Origin of the sequence: Aliivibrio sp. S10_S31, assembly GCF_014694495.1 — a bacterium.
GTDB lineage: Bacteria > Pseudomonadota > Gammaproteobacteria > Enterobacterales > Vibrionaceae > Aliivibrio > Aliivibrio fischeri.
Genome location: NZ_JAAUWR010000015.1, coordinates 107,217 through 129,465, shown reverse-complemented (window position 1 = coordinate 129,465; position 22,249 = coordinate 107,217). Strand labels below are relative to the sequence as shown.

Here is a 22,249-nt window from a genome sequence, read left to right as displayed (position 1 = left end):
CCACGTGAAAGCTATGTTTACCTAAATCGATACCTAAAATTTGGATGGAAGACATATGATTCACCTCATTTCTGCATGCCTACTCTAAGCATAGGAGTTTGAGAGTGAGGCGGACCATATAATTAAGCTAAGTGAAATACCCCTACTTCACTTAGCTTCACCATTTCATTATATTCGTTAATTATTTAAATGCGCTGTCAAACAAGTTTTTAATTAAACCAATATAATCATCTAAGAACATTACTTGTTCATTCGTCGCTTTTTGAATCCATGCTCCAGCTAGCACTTCCCCTAAGTCATCAACAACTGCATCAGCTTCTCTTAGCAGTGTAAATCTAACATCAGGATCCAATTCAGGATTTTGCTGAAAAACGACCATCAAATTTGAAGCAACAAGATCATTAACGATATCTTCAACCGTCTCTTCTCCTGTATCACCTTGTTGGTTTGCAAAAATTGAAAGGTGTTCAGTCAAATATTCAATTAATGCGTGGTATCCATCAGTGTTGACAATCATATTCTGTCCATTTAGTTGTAATTTATTATTAACTAACTAGTAATTTATCAAAATTGAGATCGACACTCAAATGCTTTCCATTGACCTTGACACTTGCATCACTTCTTTAATAGCTTTTCTTTACGCTTTATTACTTCCTCGTTACGAATTGCCTATAAGCTTTTCACAATGAGGCGTTTTTTAGTCTTACCTCACAGATATTTATCTCAAATATACTATGCTTAGTGTCTGTTTATCAGATATTGTGAGGTAATATTATGTGGCAAGCTATTGCAAAACAAATCTCTGACGTAACCCAGCGCCCTTTCATTATCTCAGAACGTGAGAGTGTCAATGGCGGCGAAATAAATGACTGCTACATGATAAGTAATGGAAGTCAGCGTTATTTTGTCAAAATTAATGAGAAAGCAGAACTTCCTATATTTGAAACGGAAATAGAAAGCCTCACTCAACTTGATAAATCCGATCATATCTTTGTCCCCTCTCCAATCCATATAGGAACAACCAAAGAACATTCATTTTTAGTTCTTAATTACCTCCCAACAAAAAGTATGGATAAAGACGCTTTTTATGAATTAGGTGTCAGTCTTGCAAATCACCACCTATGGGGTGACCAGCTCGAATATGGTTTCGATTGCGATAACTATCTTGGTAACGTATTACAAGTGAATACTTGGCACCGTCGCTGGGATTGTTTTTTTGCAGAGCAACGCATAGGTTGGCAACTTCAATTACTGAAAGAAAAAGGAATGGTTCTTGGTGATATTGATACGTTAGTTAAAAATAGTAAATTAATTCTTCATAACCACCAACCTAAGCCCGCATTATTACATGGTGATTTATGGCATGGAAATATTGCTTTAAGTGTTAAAGGACCAATCAGTTACGATCCCGCATCTTATTGGGGAGATGCAGAGTGTGATTTAGCAATGGTTGAGTTGTTTGGAGGGATTCAAGACAGTTTTTTTGAAGGTTATGAATCCATATCCCCTATTTCTGAAGGATTTGAGACTCGTCAGCACTTATATAGTCTTTATCATGTATTAAATCACTGCAATATGTTTGGTGGTGAATACATGTTCCATGCACAACAGCTGATCGATAAGCTGAATTTAAATGACTAACGATATATATTCACACGACAAATACAATGAGATGGTACTTACCATCTCATTTTTTGTTTAATGTTAAACTCTTTGGCTTAAAACATCGCATCAATCAACTTTTTTACTTAATTCACTGCAGAAACAAACTCTTTTTTCTACTATTAAATGGATATTCATTAATGCGTTATACCAATTCTATAGAAACTTAATGAGAATTGGCATTTACGATTACAGAACAGTAAAAGGAGTTTGTTGTGAATAATTACATTAATAAAAATATCCAGTGCCCTAACTGCCATCACTCTATTGATATGGTTATCGACCAATCTCAATCAAATAAAAAAGTATACGATGACTGTCCATCTTGCCATCGTGCCATTGAATTTAATATGGAGATTAACCCATATACTCAATCGGTAAGTCTTTCTATCAATAATGATGAAGATGGCTTGTTTTAGTTGATCTTATTGTTGGTTCGCTAACACTCGCTCAACGGTATCTACAATAGCTTGTGTTTGCGGATCAATCTCTAAGTTAATTTTATCGCCAATTGTTCGAGAACTTAAATTGGTACGCTCTAGAGTTTCAGGAATTAAATTTACATTAAATCCTTTCTCATCGACATCTCCAATCGTCAGACTGATCCCATCGACCCCAATATAACCTTTATGTAAAATATATTTTGTCCACTGCGCTGGAACATCAAACCATATTTGGCAATTTTCTGTCGTCTTGATAATTTCACGAACCGTCATAACATCAACAATATGACCAGACATTGAATGACCACCAATCTCATCACCAAAACGAGCTGCACGCTCTATATTCACTTCTTGTCCTACGTCTAATAAACCAAGATTCGTTAAGCGTAACGTTTCTTCGATAAGATCAAAATGTACTTGCTGATTTTCAATTTTAGTTACCGTTAAACAACAACCATTATGAGCAACTGAAGCACCAATTTCTAAACCTTGATGATATGGCGCAGGAATTTCAATAACGTGAGTTTGAAATTTGTCTTTTTTTATAATGTTAACGACTTTTGCCGTGGTTGCGACGATACCTGTAAACATTTTCAGCTCCAATAATTTTGCATTAACTATTTGAGTTATAAATAACTCACTCAACTTTATTACAATAATCTACAATACTTGGAATATTTCATTTTGTGAAGCTCACTGTTTTCTATATAATGGCGCCTTTCTGCTTACCTTTAACAGTTCCTCTGTTCAAAGCACTCAATCAGACCTTTTTTCTTCATTACATCCTTATGTGATGATGAATCGATAAATTAAACTCCTTATTTACAAATATATTGATACGGTGACGCAGTGCACAGATACCAAAAAGAAATCGTTCGATTAGTTAAACTTTCTACACCTGTATTAATTGCAAGTGTGGCACAAACAGGCATGGGCTTTGTTGATACAGTAATGGCGGGTGGCGTGAGCGCAACTGATATGGCTGCCGTTGCTATCGCGGCAAGCGTTTGGCTACCTTCTGTATTGTTCGGCGTTGGTCTATTAATGGCTCTTGTGCCCGTTGTAGCTCAACTGAACGGTTCAGGAAAATCGAAAAAAGTACCATTTGAGATCCACCAAGGTGTTTACCTTGCTCTATTAACCTCGATTCCTATCATGTTGGTTTTATATAACGCAGGTTTTATTATTGCCGCTATGGATGTAGAGCCTGAGCTATACGAAAAGACGCAAGGTTATTTACATGCCGTTTTATGGGCCGCGCCAGCATTTTTATTATTCCAAACTCTGCGTAGCTTTTGTGAAGGATTGTCATTAACAACACCTGCGATGATTATCGGTTTCATCGGTCTTGCCGCTAACGTTCCATTAAACTGGATGTTTGTTTATGGTGAGCTTGGCGCTCCTGCTCTTGGTGGTGTTGGTTGTGGTGTTGCTACCGCTATCGTTTATTGGTTGATGTTCTTAACCATGACATTGTATACGTTTATCGCTCCTAAATTACGCCGCGTAAATCTATATGAAAACTGGAATAAACCACAAAGAAAAGAGATCTATCGCCTTTTCAAACTAGGGCTTCCTGTTGCTTTGTCTATTTTCTTTGAAGTTACCTTATTTGCAGCTGTTGCATTACTGGTTTCTCCATTAGGCTCTACGGTTGTTGCCGCTCACCAAGTTGCGATTAACTTTTCATCATTGATCTTTATGATCCCTATGAGTATCGCTGTTGCGGTAAGTATTCGTGTTGGTCATAAATTAGGTGAGAAAGATCTTGATGGAGCAAAAGTAGCAAGCTACTGCGGTCTGGCTTTTGGTTTGTTGATGGCATGTTGTACTGCTGTTCTAACTCTTATTTTCAGAGAACAAATTGCTTACTTGTATTCAGATAACCAAGAAGTAATTACTTTAGCGGTAAGCTTAATGTTACTAGCTGCTATTTATCAGTGTACTGATGCCGTACAAGTCGTTGCTGCTGGTGCCCTTCGCGGTTATAAAGACATGAACGCCATCTTTAAGTGTACTTTTGTGTCCTACTGGATAGTTGGTTTACCTTCTGGTTATATCCTTGGTATGACAGATTGGGTTAGAGAACCAATGGGCGTATATGGTTTTTGGTTCGGTTTTATTGGTGGCTTAACGACATCAGCAATCTTACTAACTTGTCGTCTACTATGGCTACAAAGAAACCCTACTCGCATCGATATGGAAGTAGATGAACTGCAAATCATGCACTAACTTTCCAGCTTAAAACAATAAAAAAAGCCGAACATATTAGATATGCTCGGCTTTTTTATTTTCTAATCAAGTAATTATTTGAGTTGGTATTACTTACGCTTCTCTTTTAATTGCTCAATAACATAGTCAGGCGCTACCTTTGCTAGCTCTTCTAAACACGCATCTGCTTTTTCATTTCCATATCGCACATAGATATCACACACAGCATATAACTGCTCTGGAGAACCAGAAATTAAATACGCTTTCTCAAAAGATTCCGTTGCTAATTTCACATCAACACTCTCTTGTAGAACACCATTCAAATACCAATAATAACTATTATTATCAGCCAATGTTGCAGCTGTCTGAATTGATTTAGCCGCGTCTTCTTTTTGATTTAAACGCACTTGAGTTAATGCTTTTGAATAAAATAAACTCGCTTCTTTTGGTAATTGCTTTATACCTTGATTTAACGTAGCTAGCGCTTGTTCATCTTGATTTTGACCACGGAAATTATCTGATAAGTTCAACCATACTTCTGCATTTTCAGGTTCAGATTTAACTAATTTTTGATAAATAACATCGGCTTTAGTCCACTCACCATGCCAGCGGTATATGTCCGCTAATTGCAGTTGAGTATCCTCTCTATTTTGCGATGTTAAAGTATCAACTAGCTCTTTATATACAGGTTCCATTTGAACCTGTTGTTCTGCCTTCATAGAACGATATTCACGCATCAAGTTAACACCAGCAGCGAGACGAACGCTCATTTCAGGATCACTCAATAACGGCGAAATCATTCGCCAACGATGAGATAATTTGTATAACTCTGATCCCGTTATTGCCGCCTCTCGGATAACAGGGCTGGGATCTTTTAATCCTCTAGCTACCGCAACCAAGCTATTTTGGTTCGGAAAACGAGCGAGTTGACGTAACGCATCAGCTCGATTTTCTATCGTTTCATTTTTATTTTGAGCCCTATACGCTAACTCTTGTTCAGGACTCATCTTTTGCGCTTGATTCATCGACGGAGCTTTCTCAACACTGTCACTTGCAAATGAAGGAACAGAGAATCCCAATATGGATAACAAACTAATGCAGACTATTTTTTTCATAAGGTACTCTTAAGGCTTAAATTATTAAAACTTAGTAGGAAAAGCATTTTGATGAACTTGCTGCATCTTCGCATCGCTGTATTTACCGTGCTGAACAGGATTCCCTAGCATTTTCAATATATAAGCGATTGATTTATCCGCATGAGCAAAGAACTTCTTCCAACCTGCACACAAATAATTTAATCCTGGTTCACCGTCACGTGTTTTAATAAAACGGTTTTTAGGACATTCTCCATGACATGCAAATTTGTATTCACACTTCTGACATTGAGTGGTTAATGTTTTTGATTTTGCAAAGCCAAACTCTTGTTGTTTGCGACTGAATGCTAATGTATCCAGCTCTTCATTATGAATATTTCCGATTTTATATTCAGGGTACACATAATGGTCACAAGCAAACACATCTCCATTGTGTTCCATTGCTAAGCCTTTTCCGCAAATCTCACCTAATGTACATAATGGGTTTTTACGGCCCATCCATGTTTCAACACTGGCTTCAAAATACTGAACAAATACTTTACCTAGGTCATGCTGAGTCCATTCATCAAATACAGCAATTAAGAAATTGCCCCATGCTTCATCAGAAACACACCACGGCTCCATAATGGATTCTTTATTACCAGGAATTAAACGTTTATCGCCTTGACGCAACTGTGCTGCAATTTGCTCGGTTTGAGGAGCAACCGTTCTAAACGTTTTTTGCTCAACGATTGGGATAAACTGCATTTGTGGCGATTTCACCACATCACGTAAAAATCGATATACTTCAAGAGGGTTTCGGCTCGTTAAATTATTCACACATGTTAACGTGGCAAATTTCACATTGTGTTTATGCAATAATTCAACAGCATTCATCACCTGTTTAAACGTACCACGACCCGCTTTGTTGGTACGATAAGCATTATGCAGCATTTCAGGGCCATCAATACTCAAACCAACTAAAAAATTGTTTTCAGCAAGAAACTCACACCATTTATCAGTTAATAACGTACCGTTTGTCTGTAAATCATTAGAGATCAAGATCCCTTCAGGTTGGTATTTCTTTTGAAACTCAACAATTTTTTTAAAATAATCAAGACCTAATAACGTCGGCTCACCACCTTGCCATGAAAAAATAATCTCTGGCGTGTTTTGCCCTTCGATATATTGACGAATATAAGTTTCAAGTGTTTCGTCATCCATTTGAGGTGAACAACCCTTTTTATACTCAAGTAAATCTTCTTTACTTAGATAATAACAATAAGAACAATCGATATTACATACAGCACCAATAGGCTTGGCCATAACATGTAATCGTTTTGATGCTTTACCTTGAAATTGTGGGCCTTGAGTAATGATCATATTGATTCCTATTATTTTACGAATTTGGTTAAGTAGAACTTACCTAGCAAAACAGAAAACCACCCTTATAGTTTTGCCACTAAGTAAGTTCTAACTTTATAATAAACAAAAAGAACTACTCTATTAGTTATATACGTTATTCCAATTTGGAATGTTAAGTTACTGTATGATAAACGTACAAAAATAACTGTTGAGGATGTCATGTTTAACGTCTCTTTTTTTACCAAAAACAAAACTTTTTTGCCTATCTCAATCCTCTGCTTTGCTTTGTTGGGATGCACAAGTACACCTCCACATCCCATCACTCAAAAAATTGAACAAAATATGGTGTCCGTTCAAGGTGGAGAATTTGAAATGGGGTCAAATACGCCTGAAGCAAAAAAATCAGAAAAGCCGGCTCATACCGTGATGGTGAATGATTTCTATATTTCTAAGTTCGAAGTTACTCAAGAAATTTTTGAGTCAGTCATGGGCTCTTCTCTCAGCTATTTCCAAAATCCTAATGTTCCAGTTAATAACTTAAGTTGGCAGCAGGCTAATTTTTTCATTCAAAAATTAAATGAGCTGACAGGTGAAACTTATCGACTACCTACCGAAGCTGAATGGGAATTCGCTGCTCGTGGAGGAAATTTAAGTAAAGGTTATATTTATAGTGGTTCAGACAATATTGATGATGTTGCTTGGTATTCTAAAAATGCCAATAATCGCGCACACCCTGTTGGAATGAAGCAACCGAATGAACTAGGTTTATATGACATGACTGGTAATGTTGGTGAGTTTGTGAGTGACGCCTATGATGATAATTTTTACCGTGTTTCACCAAAAGATAACCCTAACAACGCACGAGACGAAGCAAGTGGTTTAGTGCATAAATCAGTTCGCGGCAGTAGCTTTTCTTATGATGCAAATGAGTCAGAAAACTATCGACGAGATTTTGCAAGTCAGTCCATTATTATGTCGGACATGGGATTACGATTAGTAAGAGATAAAAACTAAACTTACTAAAAATCTTCATTCAAAATTAATTCTTCACAAATAAAAACAGCGCCGCAAGTTCGGCGCTGTTTGTTTAAAAATCGTTTTTTGCTGCTTTTTGAATTTGCTGACGCAACCAACGATGACCACTGTCATTACTTCGACTTGGATGCCAAATACTGCATAGTTCATGTTGTTGACGATTAAAAGGTAAATCCAACGACTTCAAATTATAATAATCACCTAAATCATCCAATGTTGACTGAGGTAACATTCCAATCATCTCTGTCGAGCCAATGATTGGCATCATCTCAAAAGCACCAGCTGCACGAATAACAATATTGCGAGCTTCTAACTCTCCTATATCTTCAGCATTCAATAAACTGCTTCGGCTGTGCCAACGAGACGCAGCAACATGCTCTTCACTTAAGAATTGTTCAAGGCTAATTGAATCCCCTATTCTTGGGTGATCTTTACTGCAAACAACTTTTAATATTTCGGTATAAACCACTTCAGATTTTAAAATAGTTCGTCCTCGTATCGCCATATCGATAACTAAATCATAACGCTGTAAACGTAAATCTGATTCTAAATCTTCAGTAAATTGAGGATGTATTTCTAATGAAATATTAGGCGCAGATAAACGAAGTTGCTTCACCAACTTTGGTATTAATGAGTAGTTAACCGTAGACACAACCGCAATTGAGAAAATTCGATTGGATGTCTTAGGATCAAACTCTCTTGATGCGGACAACGTAGAAGTAAAATTCTTAAGTGCAGCAGACATTGCGGGATAAATATCTGAAGCAAAAACGGTAGGTTCTACTCCTGTCGTATTTCGATGAAAAAGTGCATCATCATAGATTTCTCGTAAACGTTTTAATGCTTTGCTCACCGCAGGTTGGCTAATATTCATTCTTATCGCCGCCTTTGAAAGGTTTTTCTCTTCATAGATGGCGACAAAAATGGGGATCAAGTTTAGTTCTGTGCTTTTCATAATAACCGACACGGCTGATTCTTCCTGATTTCACTTTATATAACTGAGCAGATGAAACAAGTACAGTCCATCAGTTCTGTGTTGATTATCTTACTTTTTCTTTTTGTTTATTCGATACTTATTCAGCAGAGGCAAAGCCTTCTTAAATTTAATTCTTTCTCCTAATTGATATTTAGCAGTATCTCGACGACTAATTGCTTTCCATAACCGCTTAGATAGTGACGTTGTCACCTTTTTATTTTGAAATTGTGTTGTTTCACTCTGCCATTCTTGCTTTCTTTCATACGCTTTGAGCTCAACGAGACTATCTGTTTCTCTCAATAAACGATAAAGCAACATTCTAACCGTTCCCCACTCCTCTTTATTTACTGCTCTAGAATATACAAGCCATGCCGGAAGTGGATGAGTTTGATAATAACGCACGGTTTTAATAACAGCGAAGATAAGAATTAGAAGAATGGATACACAAACTGCGAATAGTTTCCAATATTCAATAAACCAAGAGCGCAAAGTGTGTGATACCACAAAGGTTTGCCCTTCAATATTAATCGTTTTTAATTCACCTGCATCAACATCCCACCAAACTAACTCAAGAGCAGGAAACGTAACTTCTCCACCCGTTTGTAATACATAAACGGAAGATTCTTCTCGTTGAGATAAATAGTCACCTCGAGTTTGTGTATCACTCAATTTAGGTGGTTGATTATAGGTTTGATAATGCGTACTTGATGTCGATGGCAAAACTTCAGGGATCAACATGGCAAGTGTATCTGCGCCTTTAATTGTAATCGTACGAGTTATAGAATCGCCAGCTTCGAGTTCTGAATTAGACGTATCCCATTTTTGTTGCACGGTAAAATCTAAACCAGACACCCATTGTTGTTTATCATCAAGTAACCCAGACGGTTTAATTACTTTAAATGTTTGAGCTTGGGTATAAATGGTTCCTGAGACATTACCTACACCTTCTTTTGATACTTGCACTTTTACCGCCGTAGGAGGAATAACATAAGTACCCGCTTTTTGAGGATACAATGTCACTTCCCAGCGTTGATGCGTCCAAGTTACTCCGTTTTTACGTTCAGTAAAATTGGTTGCAAGTTGATTACGTTGTTTCACTGCAACGTTGGGAATATCAATTGCAGCAATGCGAGTACCGCCAGTAAACCATCTTGGAGTAACCACTTCTATATACAAAATAATTTGTTGATTAATGGCATATGCTTTCTGCTCTTCATCTGTTTTTGATGGTTCACTTAACCACGTTTTAATCGAGACATTATCAGCACTTTCAAGTTTGTCCGCTGCATTGGATCTTGCACTGAAACTTACCGTAATAAGCAGTACTATCATAAATACAAGAAGGTGTATTAAACGTCGTTTATCATTATGCTGAGACATTATTTCACCTCTTCATTTTGCATTTGTGTATTACTTGTTTGTTCACGAAGTTGTAATTGAAACTTGGCACGCAAGAAATATTTTGGTTCAGCCTCAACACGACGAAGCCATTTGTCTGCCAACTCTTGGCTTCCTAAGATCTCATTTGCATTTAAACTTTCTTTCGTCATTAAAGAAGAGTCCACTTCTTCATCTGCACCATCACCGGTTCTAGGCTTATCATCACCCAGTTCAAATGACTCTTCTGGGCCATCTGTCGTGCCTTTTTGGCTTTCACTCATCCGGTTGACCTCATCAACAATGCCTTGCATGACGTTTAAGTTATTCTGCGTTTTTTCTTTTAAATCAGGATCGAGATCTTTCTTTAACAACATACGATAGATGTCTCTCGCAGCAACATATTCTCTTTGTCGAGCCAACGCATTTGCAGCATTAAACATTCCTAAATCAGATTTCACAGCAATAAAAGCACTGTGAGCTAACTTATACTCACCTGCATAATAATACGCAGTACCCTTCATTAATGGGTCTTGATAACTTTTTGCTGCTTTTAAATATTCTGATTTATCAAAATACCATTGCCCTTGTTGATCGGGGGTTAACCACAAATCCATCCACCAATCTGTCGTTTTTTCCCATAACGTCACTTCTTTAACAGGTTCTTGAGTTTTCGCTTTTAAACTTACGGTTTCTGCGTACGTTGGCATTGAATAAAATGTAGGGGAAACCAATACCACCACGAGGCACCATTTCACTAACCACCCTCTTCTGAACCATGACAACATAAGTAGTGAAACAGGAAATAGTAGGTAATAACCCATGTCTTTCCACGGCATAGCTGATTCATTATTTAATTGCATATGTCGCTCGACTTTACTGTTTAAGCTACGAACGTCGCTATCATCTACAGTAACGTTTATAACGCTTCCACCACTTTTACTTGCTAATTTTTTTAATGAGGCATAATCCATCGGATTGTCACTCGCTCTGTTTTCATTACCGGCAGCAAGCACAAGCAGTTGATGACGACTCTTAGAAAAGTATTTCTCATAAGCCGCGATGGTTTCAGGGTTAGCGCCATCCGTAATTAATAACACGGTTCCCGCACTCTCTGTCCCTAATTGAGGCTCAATGAGTGGTAATGCACTTTCTGCATTCTTCCCTTCTATAGGCATGATATCAGGCTGAATCGCCGCTAAGAATGGCGCAAAAACGGAGTTATCTTTGGTTAACGGCATAGCCAAATGTGACGTTCCTGAAAAGACAACAAGTCCTGTTTTCCCTCCTTTACGTAGTGCAATCAAATCTCGAATCTTTTGCTTAGAGCGTTCTAATCGATTCGGAGCTAAATCTTTTTGCAACATGGATTCACTATTATCTAATACAATAAGCAATGCGGCTTTATCTTCACCAAATGGCGAAGCCTCACGCTCCCATGTGGGACCAGCACAAACCACAATGGCTACGAGCATAGAAACAGCCAATAATTTTAGTGGTAGTTGTTTTTTCCAACCAACATCATTAACCGTTAGCACTGAACGAAGGTGTTTTGGTAATTCTTGCTGCCACTCATTTTTGCTGTCTTGTTTCCAACGTAAATAAATAACAATACTTAATGGAATCAAGGCCAATAGCCATAGTGGACGAATAAAATGAAATTCATTGACAATTTGTTGCCACATCAGAAGATCAAACATGCTTTTCTCCTGCTTTTTTTGAAGACGATGAAAAATGACGTCTAATAGTGGCAAAACCAAAGGCAAACAAATACATTGCAACAATTAGCATTGCTGGGTATTGGTGAATTGACTGCTTTGGTCGGTAAGTCGTACTTTCATAAAGTTGAGGTTCTAACTCACCAATTTCATCATAAGCTTGTTCTAATTCATCACGGTTAATCGCCTGGAATGCTTTACCTCCAGACTCTTTAGCAACACGATTAATGATGTTCATATCCAAGGCTTGCTCACCCACAGTTCGAGGATCACCCATTGCAATCATATGTATACGCACGCCTTTCGCTGCTGCAACTTTCGCGGCATCAATAGGTTCAACATAACTGCCGGTGTCGTTACCATCCGTTAAAACAATCGCGACTTTTTCTCGTGGTTTTGCCTTTTCTTCTGCTGACGCTTTATCTTCGCTGCTCTGCTCAAACACTTTAATCGCAAGGCCAATGGCATCACCTAGGTGAGTACTTTGCCCTGCCATTGCAACGTCTGTTTGATTCAACAATTCAAGCCAAACGGATTGATCAGCCGTGAATGGCGTTTGTACAAAGGCAGCATCACCAAATAAGATAAGTCCTAAACGATCGCCTTTGCGTGTCTTAACAAAATCGGCTAGTACTTCCTTTGTTGCTTCGAGACGTGAAATCTTCTTTACTGTGCCTGAATCTGATGATTGTTTAGAGACAAAGTCTTGCTCAGCCATTGAACCTGATAAATCCACCACAACCATGACATCACGGCCTAAACTTTCACGGGTTTGTGGTTCACCTAATATCGTTGGCTTTGTTAAAGCAAAAATAAGCAGACACCACGACACAACCAAAAATGCTTTTTGCCATAAACTTGCACTTAATTGGCTTGCCCCTTCTGATGGTTCCTCATCTAACGCTTTAACCAACACATCAAAAAATGGCACTTTAATCGCTGATTGACGTGTTCGATATGCAGGTATAAACCAATATATTATCAGTGGTAAAGGAAGCATCCATAACCAATATGGATTTGCTAATTCAAGTTGATCAAACGGCATAATCCTCTCCTTTTTTAATGTCTTGGCTCGCCGTTTTTATATCTTTGTGACTTTCTAACCAATCGATGCACAACGCAAATAAGGCTGCAATTTCTTGTTCATTTAATGCTTTTTGTGATTGAACTAATGAGCGCATCCATTTTTCACCTAATTCTGAATCAAATGTCTCTTTGTCATCGCTTCCATATGAATCAAGCGCTTTCAAAAAAGCATCTCCAAATTGATTAGAGCGACGCGGGTCGATATACACTAATACCGCTTTCATCACTTCAAATATTTCATAACTGATAGATTGATTAGGTACTTGTGAATCTCGCAGTAATAAAAGCACATCCAATGCTTCACGACGATAACGATTTGTCCACCATCGTTTTAGCCATAACACACTTTTGTAGACAATAAATGCAAGCAATACAAATGCGAGAATTTTCCATCCAATGGTTTGAGGAAACCAACTGACGTGCTCAGGAACCGTCACTTCACTTAATTTTTTTAATATATAACTGCTAGGTGGTTGATGTACGCTCATCGACGCCCTCCTATTGCACGCTTGAACTGCTCAATATGAGATCCTGACGTATCCACTTCTACAGTAGGAAGTCCTTTTGCTGCCATTAATTGAATAAGTTGTTCTTTTTTCAATGACTGATGCTCAGCAAGTCCTTTATTCGCTAAATCAAACTTTTTGGCATCATTTAAGTTAATTTGAAAATCCCCATCACCAACAACCCATTCATTATTTAATGAAGGAAACATTGATTCGAAAGGATCAGAGATAAGAACACCAAGCACATCATTATGCTTTTGAAGGTGTTTTAAATGAGTAACATCATCAGGAGTTGCACCACTCCAATCACTCAAAATAATAATCGTGGCTTCTTTGAGTTTTAAGCGACCAAGCAAGGTGACAAATTGTGTAAAACTAACAGAATCAACATCGGTACTCGTCACGTTTAGAGACTGATTTGAGCTTGCTAACAATTGCAATCGATGGAGTAAATCACCTTGAGAACGTTTTGGGGTTAACCAGTGTAATTTCTCGGTAGCATTAATGACAAAACCAACACGATCACTGTCTTGCAAAATGCGCCATGCTGTTAAAGCGGCTAATTCTGCCGCAACCACCGATTTCATCGTATCGACCGACGAAAAAAACATACTACTGCGTTGATCAACACAGATAATAAAATTTCGGTCTTTCTCTTCGGTATAGGAACGAACATGAGGTTTGCCTGTTCGCATGGTCACTTTCCAATCAAGGTTTCGGATATCATCCCCTAATTGGTAGTGTCTTAACTCTTCAAAATTTAATCCGCGTCCACGAAATACGGAAGAGTGACGACCAGACAATGCCGTCCCTGATTTTAGGTTAGGAAGCAAACTAAAAAAACCAGCTTGAGACTGTAATTTTACCAGTTTGCTATATTCACAGTGTATGCGTGCGTCTGTGCTTTTCTCTGTCATCAAAAGCCCTACCCAATAACAACGTGATCCAATAATTCATTTATCACCTGTTCTTGCGTTATACCATCCGCTAAAGCGTCATAACTTAACGTAACACGATGACCGAGAACTGAATGCGCCATTGCTCGAATATCATCGGGCTCTACATAATCTCTACCCTGTAACCAAGCATAAGCACGGGCACATTTATCTAATGCAATAGATGCTCGCGGACTTGAACCAACTTCAACCCAACGAGATAAATTAGATTCTTCGTAACGCTCAGGCTTACGTGTCGCCATCACTAACGCCACAATATAACGCTCACTAATTTCTGAAACTTCAATTTTGGACAGCTCAGCTCTCGCTTGCATAACTACCGACGGATCCAATTGAATAGCATCAGGCTTAGGAGTCGTATCATTTTCTGAACACGCCTTATCCAATGGTTTTTTATCAAGATTTTCTTCGCTTCTTACTAAACGAATAATATCTAGCTCTGCATCATCATCAGGATAATCAACCGATACTTTCATAATAAAGCGGTCCATTTGCGCTTCTGGTAATGGGTATGTCCCTTCTTGCTCCACGGGGTTTTGTGTTGCTAATACCATAAACAAATCAGGCAAAGTATGTGTTCTATCGCCAACGGTGATCGTTCCTTCTGCCATTGCCTCTAAAAGCGCGGCTTGAACTTTGGCTGGTGCCCTATTGATTTCGTCCGCTAGAACGATACTGTTAAATATAGGGCCAGGCTGGAAATTCAATTGTGGTTTACCATTTTGCTCTTGATAAACCTCTGTTCCGGTAACATCAGAAGGCAAAAGATCGGGAGTAAACTGAATACGACCAAATGATGTATGTAAATTATCAGCCAACGATTTTACTGATCGTGTTTTTGCCGTACCGGGCAAACCTTCAAGCAAAACATGACCTTGAGTAAGTAACCCAATAACTAATGAACGAACAACATGAGCTTGACCAATAACTGATTGCTCAACCTGTGACATAAGTGTATTTATTGCTTGTTGCGTTTGGTTCATGCTTCCTCCTAAACCCGATACGATTCGTTATCCATATTCATTGTATGTAAATTAACTATAACTATTGGTTATACACATCATTAATTGGGCTTCACCTGATTAAGACGTTGGTTTAATGAATTAATCACATTCTCAGGGGCGTATTTCTGTAATTCATTAATGCATGCTTTTGCTTTATTTGACTTATTTTTCAATAACATGTCACATTGTACAAATAAATGCTGAGGGTTTCCGCTAATGGTAAAAGCATGACCTAATGCATCAGCCGCTTGCTGACTACTAAAGGATTCCATGGATAACCCATATACATACCAATATTGAGCATTTTGTTTTTCTATCTGAGTCGCTTGTTTAAACCGCTCTGCCGCTTCCGCTTTTTGATTCAACCGTAAGAGCGATAATCCCGCACTATAACGAAGAGCTCCTGAATTAGGCTGCGCGTTAATGCCCTTTCTTAATATCTTGTATCCTTTATTTTCCTTACCTTGAGAGCGATATAAATCAGCAAGATTAACGTAACTATTCACAAAATACGGTTCTATCTCGATTGCTCCTAAATAGGCTTCTTCCGCTTTAGCTAACTCTCCCTGAGCACGGTATACATTACCTAAGTTTGTTCGACCAAAGCCTCTGTCAGAATTAAATTTTTGAATCTCGATGTATTCATCTAGTGCAGGTGACAACTGCTCTCTTTGTAATGGATTCAATTCAGACCAATAAGCAGCTAAAGCGCCTGCTGTTTCTGTTCTAATCGCTAATACAGGATCGGTTAATAAAGGAGAGATAATTTGCCAACGATCAAATGCCTTATAACCCGCAGAACCTTGAATGGCCCCTAGTCTTATTAGCTCATCATTATTTTTAACCGCTCGTCCTAAAGCCACTAAGGTATTTTTACTTGGGAAAGCGCTTAATCTCTGTAATGCAGATCCTCTGATTATTCCTGCTTGTTTCGCATCTTGAGCGGTATAAGACAATGCATCACCGGCTCCTCGATAATGGATATCTGATGCATAGAATGCCACGGCAAAGTGTTGTTGGTTTCTATACGGAGAATCAGGAAACCATTGTCCAACTTGCTCGTCAGCCCAGACATCATCTTTATCTTCATGACATTGGGTACAAACGTTCGGAGTACCAATGTTCTTACTAAGATCTGGTCTTGGTATTTGCCAGCTGTGATCACGCCTTGCATCAACTCCCATATAGACCGTTTCAGGCATATGGCACGTCGTACATTGAGAGGCTTCCGTATTGGCTAAATGAAAAGTGTGTTTCTCTGGTGTGTATTCTGATGCGATATGACATTGACTGCATATTGCTTCTTCTGGAATGCTTAATTTTGTCGTGTGTGGGTCATGACAATTTGTACATGTCACCCCTTTTTTGGCCATTTTTGACTGCATAAATGAACCATAAACATAATCTTCATCATAAATTTGACCATCATTATGATAAAGCTCTGGCGTAATTAAACTTGGAAGGTAGCTATCTAATAAAGAACGTTCATTAAGCTCACCTTTTGTATGTGCTTGCGCCTCATTTAATTGGGTTCTACGACTATGACACTGGGCACATACAGTAATTTGATCCGTTTTGTGAATGGCTTTTGGTTGAAGAATGGATGAACCTTGTTTAAATACCCATTCTTTTACTGATTTACTAAGATCACGATCAAAACCATAATGAAGCCCAATAGAGCCCTCTTGCTTTTTGCTCCATTTAATATGTTCACTCGCAGGGCCATGACACGCTTCACAACTGACATTTATTTCTGTCCATGAAGTCTCATAACTATTTTTCTCTGAATCGTAATTTTTTTGTACATTGGTTGAGTGGCAATCCGCGCACATGAAATTCCAATTTTGTCCTGTATTAGTCCAATAAAATTCGTCGGTTTTTTCCATATCAGGGTATAAATGATACCAACGTTGACCACCCTGACTTTTGTGTCTTGAATCCCAAGCAAATGGAATTAATTGAATTCGCCCATCGTCAAACTCAACCATGTATTGTTGTAATGGTTCGAAACCAAATGTATAGCTGATTTTATAATCATGAAATTGACCATCAGGCCCTTCGATATTGACCCAATACTCTTTGCCTTTTTTGAAAAATCGGTTAGTTTTGCCTTCGAACTCAAAAGTAGCATCATTAAAATCACCAAATACACTACTTTTATCCGCATGCTTCATCGCCATGTCATGATCCGAACCCTGCCAAGCATCAACGGCTTCTTTATGACAATCAATACAAGATTCGCTACCAATAAAATCAGCAGAAAATACAGTTGGTGAAAACAACATAATATTCACCCACATTACCAAAAATACGTAGGTAAGTTTTTTCTTAGTCATATATATCCTTATACATCTTGACCATAATTCTGATTTCAAAAGTAAACAAATAGCGATAAATTAGATATAGTTCACTTGTTATAAACTTTCCATTTAACTCATTGATTTTGCGTGTTCCCTCTTAATTTCTATTGCAATGCCTTTATATAAAAAGGGGCTCCGAAGAGCCCTCTTAATTAAGAACTGCCATAATAAATTAAGTTATTTACTGTGAGGCTGTTGAAGTTTTTCCATTACCTGATCAAGACCAAAGCTTGCTGCTTTTTGACGAGGAGGGAATTCTTCAAATGTTTCTAAGTATTTTCCTACATAAGCTTGCGCTGGTACGAACATATAAGCATGGTCTAGCAACCAATCATAATAAGTATTCGACGTTACATCAGCGACTTCATATGGGTCCATACGTAAGTTAAACAGTTTAGGCATACGTAATGTTACAAACGGTTCAGCCCAAATTTGAAGCGTGCCCTTCACACGTTGCTCCATAAATACCGCTTTCCACTTGTTATAACGAAGTGCCGCTAAGTCACCATCATCAGTGAAGTAGAAGATTTCTTCACGACGGCCTTTCTCTTCTTCACCAGTTAGGTAAGGGAGGAAGTTATAACCATCTAAATGGTTTTTAAAGCTCTTATTACCCAGTTTGGTTCCTTTTTTCAGATCCTTTTTAATATGGTCATTACCAGCAGCAGCTGCAAAAGTTGGTAGCCAATCCATGTGGTGCATGATTTCATTCGATACTACACCTGGTTCAATTTTTCCTGGCCAACGCACCATTGCAGGAACACGATAAGCGCCTTCCCAGTTTGTATTTTTCTCACTACGGAATGGTGTTGTACCCGCATCCGGCCATGAGTTCATATGAGGACCATTATCGGTAGAATAGAAAACAATGGTGTTATCTTTAATACCTAGTTTATCCACTGTTTTTAAAAGTTCACCAACGTGGTTATCGTGCTCAACCATACCATCAGCATAGTTACTAATGCCTGTTGAACCTTGTAATTCAGGTTTTACGTGAGTTCTAAAGTGCATACGAGTTGCGTTCCACCATACAAAGAATGGCTTATCCGCTTTCACCGCTCGTCCCATAAAATCAATAGCCGCAGAAACCGTTTCATCATCTACCGTTTCCATACGCTTACGAGTTAGAGGACCTGTATCTTCAATTTTTCCATCAGCAAAAGATTTAATTACACCACGAGGACCAAATTTTTTGCGGAATTCAGGATCTTTTGGATAGTCAATATTTTCTGGTTCTTCTTCAGCATTTAGGTGATAAAGGTTACCAAAAAATTCGTCAAAACCGTGTGCTGTAGGAAGGAATTCATCTTTATCACCAAGGTGGTTTTTACCAAATTGCCCTGTCATGTATCCCATAGGTTTAAGTACTTCAGCGATCGTTGCATCTTCAGCTTGTAGACCGATATCTGCACCAGGTAACCCAACTTTACTTAGACCTGTACGTAAAACACTTTGCCCTGTAATAAAAGTTGATCGACCAGCGGTACATGATTGCTCACCATAATAATCAGTAAACATCATGCCTTCTTTAGCAATACTATCGATATTGGGTGTTTTATATCCCATTAACCCAAAAGTATACGCACTGATATTAGACTGACCGATATCATCGCCCCAAATAACCAGAATATTTGGTTTTTCTGCTGCTAATGTATACCCCGAAGCTCCCATTAACACTGCACTTAGTATTGTTAATCTACGCTTCGTTCCTTTTTTGACTTCCATATAAACTCCTGTTTCATTGATAAAAAGAGCATAATTAAAGGTATAGTACATAAACCTAAAACTGACAACGGAATATACAACAATAATTTTACTTTTTAACTACATAACCGCTAGTTATGAGCTTAATAACCAATTCCAACACATCGTTTTTTCCGCTTTTGCAGCATAATGCCGTTTCCTTTCCAATATCATCTAGCTGAAATCATTCGTTCAGGAGATACAGATGAACAAAATAGTAAAAAAAACGGCCATTGCAACGGGTCTTGCTTTATCAGGGATCCAAGTGGCCTATGCTGCAGCTCAACCAAATATCCTTGTGATTTTTGGTGATGATATTGGTTACGGCAATATCTCTGCTTATAACCAAGGCATGCTTGGCTATCAAACACCGAATATTGATAGCATTGCAAATGATGGTGCCCTCTTTACCACTTATTACGGTCAGCAATCTTGCACGGCAGGACGTTCTGCTTTTATTACAGGTCAAATGCCTATCCGTACAGGCTTAACTAAAGTTGGACTACCCGGTGCTAAACAAGGTCTGCAGGAACAAGACATTACACTTGCTCAAACCTTAAAGGATCAAGGTTACGTTACTGGTCAATTTGGTAAAAACCACCTTGGTGACCGTGATGACATGCTGCCAACGAACCATGGTTTTGATGAATTCTTTGGCAACCTTTACCACCTAAATGCTGAAGAAGAACCAGAAAATGCAGACTACCCTAAAGATCCTGTTTTCCGTAAAAACTTTGGACCTCGTGGTGTTATTCACTCATACGCCGATGGAAAAATCGAAGATACGGGCCCTCTAACTCGAAAACGTATGGAAACCGTCGATGAAGAAACGCTTGATGCGGCGATGAACTTCATGACAAAAGCAGTAAAAGCCGACAAACCGTTCTTCACTTGGTACAACGCGACTCGCATGCATATAAGAACTCATGTTAAAGCTGAAAACTCAGGTAAAACAGGGCTTGGTGACTATGCAGATGGCATGGTTGAACATGACAATATTGTTGGTGACCTGCTTGATAAAGTCGATGACCTTGGTATCAGTGATAACACTGTCATCATTTATACAACTGATAACGGTCCGATGAATGCGACATGGCCTGACGCTGCATTTAGTCCATTCCGAGGGGAGAAAAATACAGGTTGGGAAGGCGGTTTCCGCGTACCAGCCGTTATAAAATGGCCGGGACACATCAAAGCTGGCACAAAACTTAGTGGCATGTTTGCTGGTGAAGACTGGCTACCAACACTAACAGCAATCGCTGGTAATAAAGACATTAAGCAACAACTACTCAAAGGCTACAAAGCGGATAATGGTAAAACGTACAAAAACCACTTAGACGGTTATAACCAAGTTAACTACCTAACAGGCAAATCAAAAGAGAGTGCTCGTCAAGAATTCTTCTATTGGTCTGATGATGGTGACCTACTGGCTATGCGTGACGGCCGTTGGAAAATACACTTCAAGATACAAGAAAACCAAGGTTGGAAAGTATGGACACGTGAACTTACCAACCTACGTATGCCAATGATCTTCGATATGCAAGTAGACCCATATGAAAAAGCAGATCAAGGCTTTGGGTATGATGAATGGGTTTTTGATCATGTATTTTTACTTGTTCCTACTCAAGCAAAAGTGGCGAAAATGATGGAAAGCTTTAAAGAGTTCCCACCACGTCAAGAAATTCCAAGCTTCTCTGTCGATAAAGTAATGCAACAGATGAAAAACATGGAAAAAGTCGCAGACGCTCATAAATAACACAAACAAAACTTAGGGCTCATATGGGCCCTATTTTGCTATTTATAAGATACATAAAGGTAAACCTATGCAGATAAATGCAAACTTTACATTTGATGAGTTCAGTGAAAAATTATGGTCAATATTTCATGGACAAGCCTTAATCACAAAATTCAGTTTTCCATTAAATGATGCCTGCTTCTCATTTAAGTGTCTGAAACGAAATAATGTAAATTTTTACCTATTTGAAAGTCCTGACCCATTCTCTTTATTTAGTTTTCAGCTTCCTTCTACGTCACAACCAAAGACATTGTTATTACTCGATGTAAATAATACAGGCATGCTTTTTAATGGCATTCTATGTGAAGAACACCAATTTGCTTTAATTTCAGAAAAAAGCCAACAACCATTTTGCTTACAAATACCAGGTAATAGCCCTATTTTGGTATGCGATATCAATACCGATAACAAACAATTTCACCAACTTTGCGGTAGTTTGGTACCTGTAGGTATTGATATAAAATACGCAGAAGAGTTAAAAACTGCCGTCCGTAATGCAAGTAATATGTTTCCAAATAATCAATCAAATGTAGGGGCAACCTTGCTAATGCATATTGTCGAGCTTTTATCTTTACATCCAATTCCAATGCGCCGACAAGCATTAATGGGAAGAAGCCGTTTACCAAGACGCAATTTTATTCCTAAGTGTATTGATTATATGATGGAAATGTCTTCAACCGATGCTATTAATAAACTATCTAAAGAAAAAAATATTTCAGAAAAAACCATTAGAAATGCGTTTAAAGAAATGATTGGATTTACCCCAAAAGAATTTGAACAAATCAGTAAACTTTTTGCCTTTCGTCGAGCATTAAAACAACCAGATATCAAAACTGTTTTTGAAGCCGCAATTGCAAGTGATGTATATCGATGGTCACGTTATGCTAGTCGTTATTCTAAAATATTCAATGAATTACCACTTCAAACACTTTGAGAAAG

Annotated in this window: 18 protein-coding genes and 2 pseudogenes; 6 read left to right on the top strand and 14 right to left on the bottom strand. The window is 38.3% G+C overall.

Annotated elements, in window-relative coordinates; genetic code table 11:
- Positions 1 to 181: 181 nt before the first annotated feature.
- Positions 182 to 517 carry a DUF3802 family protein gene (locus HC728_RS13965; RefSeq protein ID WP_012533562.1) on the bottom strand — a complete coding sequence of 112 codons (336 nt, stop codon included), beginning with the start codon at positions 515 to 517 and terminating at the stop codon, positions 182 to 184.
- Positions 518 to 774: 257 nt separating this feature from the next.
- Between HC728_RS13965 and HC728_RS13960 the strand changes: the two genes are divergently transcribed.
- Both HC728_RS13960 and HC728_RS13955 read left to right on the top strand, forming a co-directional pair.
- On the top strand, positions 775 to 1,641 hold the full coding sequence (locus HC728_RS13960) for a fructosamine kinase family protein (RefSeq protein ID WP_012533632.1): 867 nt from the start codon (positions 775 to 777) through the stop codon (positions 1,639 to 1,641).
- A 236-nt stretch (positions 1,642 to 1,877) separates the two neighbouring features.
- A complete protein-coding gene (locus HC728_RS13955; RefSeq protein WP_005419435.1) occupies positions 1,878 to 2,081 on the top strand; it encodes a CPXCG motif-containing cysteine-rich protein in 204 nt (67 codons plus the stop codon).
- A gap of 6 nt (positions 2,082 to 2,087) precedes the next feature.
- Here HC728_RS13955 and HC728_RS13950 read toward each other — a convergent pair whose 3' ends face one another.
- Positions 2,088 to 2,696, bottom strand: coding sequence for a riboflavin synthase (locus HC728_RS13950; RefSeq protein WP_017018567.1), 609 nt, complete (start codon positions 2,694 to 2,696; stop codon positions 2,088 to 2,090).
- A gap of 258 nt (positions 2,697 to 2,954) precedes the next feature.
- Here HC728_RS13950 and HC728_RS13945 point away from each other — a divergent pair, with 258 nt between their 5' ends.
- A complete protein-coding gene (locus tag HC728_RS13945) occupies positions 2,955 to 4,337 on the top strand; it encodes an MATE family efflux transporter (RefSeq protein WP_012533621.1) in 1,383 nt (460 codons plus the stop codon).
- 89 nt (positions 4,338 to 4,426) lie between these two features.
- Here HC728_RS13945 and HC728_RS13940 read toward each other — a convergent pair whose 3' ends face one another.
- Both HC728_RS13940 and HC728_RS13935 read right to left on the bottom strand, forming a co-directional pair.
- Positions 4,427 to 5,431: a tetratricopeptide repeat protein gene (locus tag HC728_RS13940; protein WP_190395670.1), complete on the bottom strand. Its 1,005-nt coding sequence runs from the start codon at positions 5,429 to 5,431 to the stop codon at positions 4,427 to 4,429.
- A gap of 24 nt (positions 5,432 to 5,455) precedes the next feature.
- Positions 5,456 to 6,772 carry an anaerobic sulfatase maturase gene (locus HC728_RS13935; RefSeq protein ID WP_011262009.1) on the bottom strand — a complete coding sequence of 439 codons (1,317 nt, stop codon included), beginning with the start codon at positions 6,770 to 6,772 and terminating at the stop codon, positions 5,456 to 5,458.
- A 201-nt stretch (positions 6,773 to 6,973) separates the two neighbouring features.
- Here HC728_RS13935 and HC728_RS13930 point away from each other — a divergent pair, with 201 nt between their 5' ends.
- The gene (locus HC728_RS13930; RefSeq protein WP_370539790.1) at positions 6,974 to 7,768 is read left to right on the top strand and encodes a formylglycine-generating enzyme family protein; all 795 of its coding nucleotides are present in this window, start codon (positions 6,974 to 6,976) and stop codon (positions 7,766 to 7,768) included.
- Between the two features lie 73 nt (positions 7,769 to 7,841).
- On the opposite strand, the gene HC728_RS13925 is transcribed toward HC728_RS13930, so the two are convergent.
- The 10 genes and pseudogenes from HC728_RS13925 to HC728_RS13885 form a co-directional block, all read right to left on the bottom strand.
- Positions 7,842 to 8,744 (bottom strand): LysR family transcriptional regulator, encoded by a 903-nt coding sequence (locus tag HC728_RS13925; RefSeq protein WP_190395669.1) that lies wholly within the window; start codon positions 8,742 to 8,744, stop codon positions 7,842 to 7,844.
- A gap of 90 nt (positions 8,745 to 8,834) precedes the next feature.
- A complete protein-coding gene (locus tag HC728_RS13920) occupies positions 8,835 to 10,145 on the bottom strand; it encodes a BatD family protein (RefSeq protein WP_190395668.1) in 1,311 nt (436 codons plus the stop codon).
- On the bottom strand, positions 10,145 to 11,842 hold the full coding sequence (locus tag HC728_RS13915; protein WP_190395667.1) for a VWA domain-containing protein: 1,698 nt from the start codon (positions 11,840 to 11,842) through the stop codon (positions 10,145 to 10,147). The genes HC728_RS13920 and HC728_RS13915 overlap by 1 nt, the downstream gene beginning before the upstream one ends.
- Complete coding sequence (locus HC728_RS13910; RefSeq protein ID WP_155662476.1) at positions 11,835 to 12,905, bottom strand: VWA domain-containing protein; 1,071 nt, start codon at positions 12,903 to 12,905, stop codon at positions 11,835 to 11,837. Before HC728_RS13910 ends, HC728_RS13915 begins: the two co-directional genes overlap by 8 nt.
- Positions 12,895 to 13,434: a DUF4381 domain-containing protein gene (locus tag HC728_RS13905; protein ID WP_012533003.1), complete on the bottom strand. Its 540-nt coding sequence runs from the start codon at positions 13,432 to 13,434 to the stop codon at positions 12,895 to 12,897. Before HC728_RS13905 ends, HC728_RS13910 begins: the two co-directional genes overlap by 11 nt.
- Positions 13,431 to 14,369: a DUF58 domain-containing protein gene (locus HC728_RS13900; RefSeq protein WP_017018561.1), complete on the bottom strand. Its 939-nt coding sequence runs from the start codon at positions 14,367 to 14,369 to the stop codon at positions 13,431 to 13,433. The genes HC728_RS13905 and HC728_RS13900 overlap by 4 nt, the downstream gene beginning before the upstream one ends.
- A gap of 8 nt (positions 14,370 to 14,377) precedes the next feature.
- A pseudogene (locus HC728_RS20420) lies at positions 14,378 to 14,725 on the bottom strand (AAA family ATPase); the annotation flags it as partial.
- Positions 14,726 to 14,812: 87 nt separating this feature from the next.
- Positions 14,813 to 15,391 (bottom strand): annotated as a pseudogene (locus tag HC728_RS20415) (AAA family ATPase); the annotation flags it as partial.
- 80 nt (positions 15,392 to 15,471) lie between these two features.
- On the bottom strand, positions 15,472 to 17,748 hold the full coding sequence (locus HC728_RS13890) for a multiheme c-type cytochrome (RefSeq protein WP_190395666.1): 2,277 nt from the start codon (positions 17,746 to 17,748) through the stop codon (positions 15,472 to 15,474).
- 201 nt (positions 17,749 to 17,949) lie between these two features.
- Complete coding sequence (locus HC728_RS13885; RefSeq protein WP_190395665.1) at positions 17,950 to 19,497, bottom strand: arylsulfatase; 1,548 nt, start codon at positions 19,495 to 19,497, stop codon at positions 17,950 to 17,952.
- 223 nt (positions 19,498 to 19,720) lie between these two features.
- On the opposite strand from HC728_RS13885, the gene HC728_RS13880 reads away from it, so the two are divergent.
- Both HC728_RS13880 and HC728_RS13875 read left to right on the top strand, forming a co-directional pair.
- Positions 19,721 to 21,271, top strand: a complete 1,551-nt coding sequence (locus tag HC728_RS13880) for an arylsulfatase (RefSeq protein ID WP_190395664.1) — start codon at positions 19,721 to 19,723, stop codon at positions 21,269 to 21,271.
- A gap of 67 nt (positions 21,272 to 21,338) precedes the next feature.
- A complete protein-coding gene (locus HC728_RS13875; protein WP_017018556.1) occupies positions 21,339 to 22,244 on the top strand; it encodes a hypothetical protein in 906 nt (301 codons plus the stop codon).
- Positions 22,245 to 22,249 lie beyond the last annotated feature (5 nt).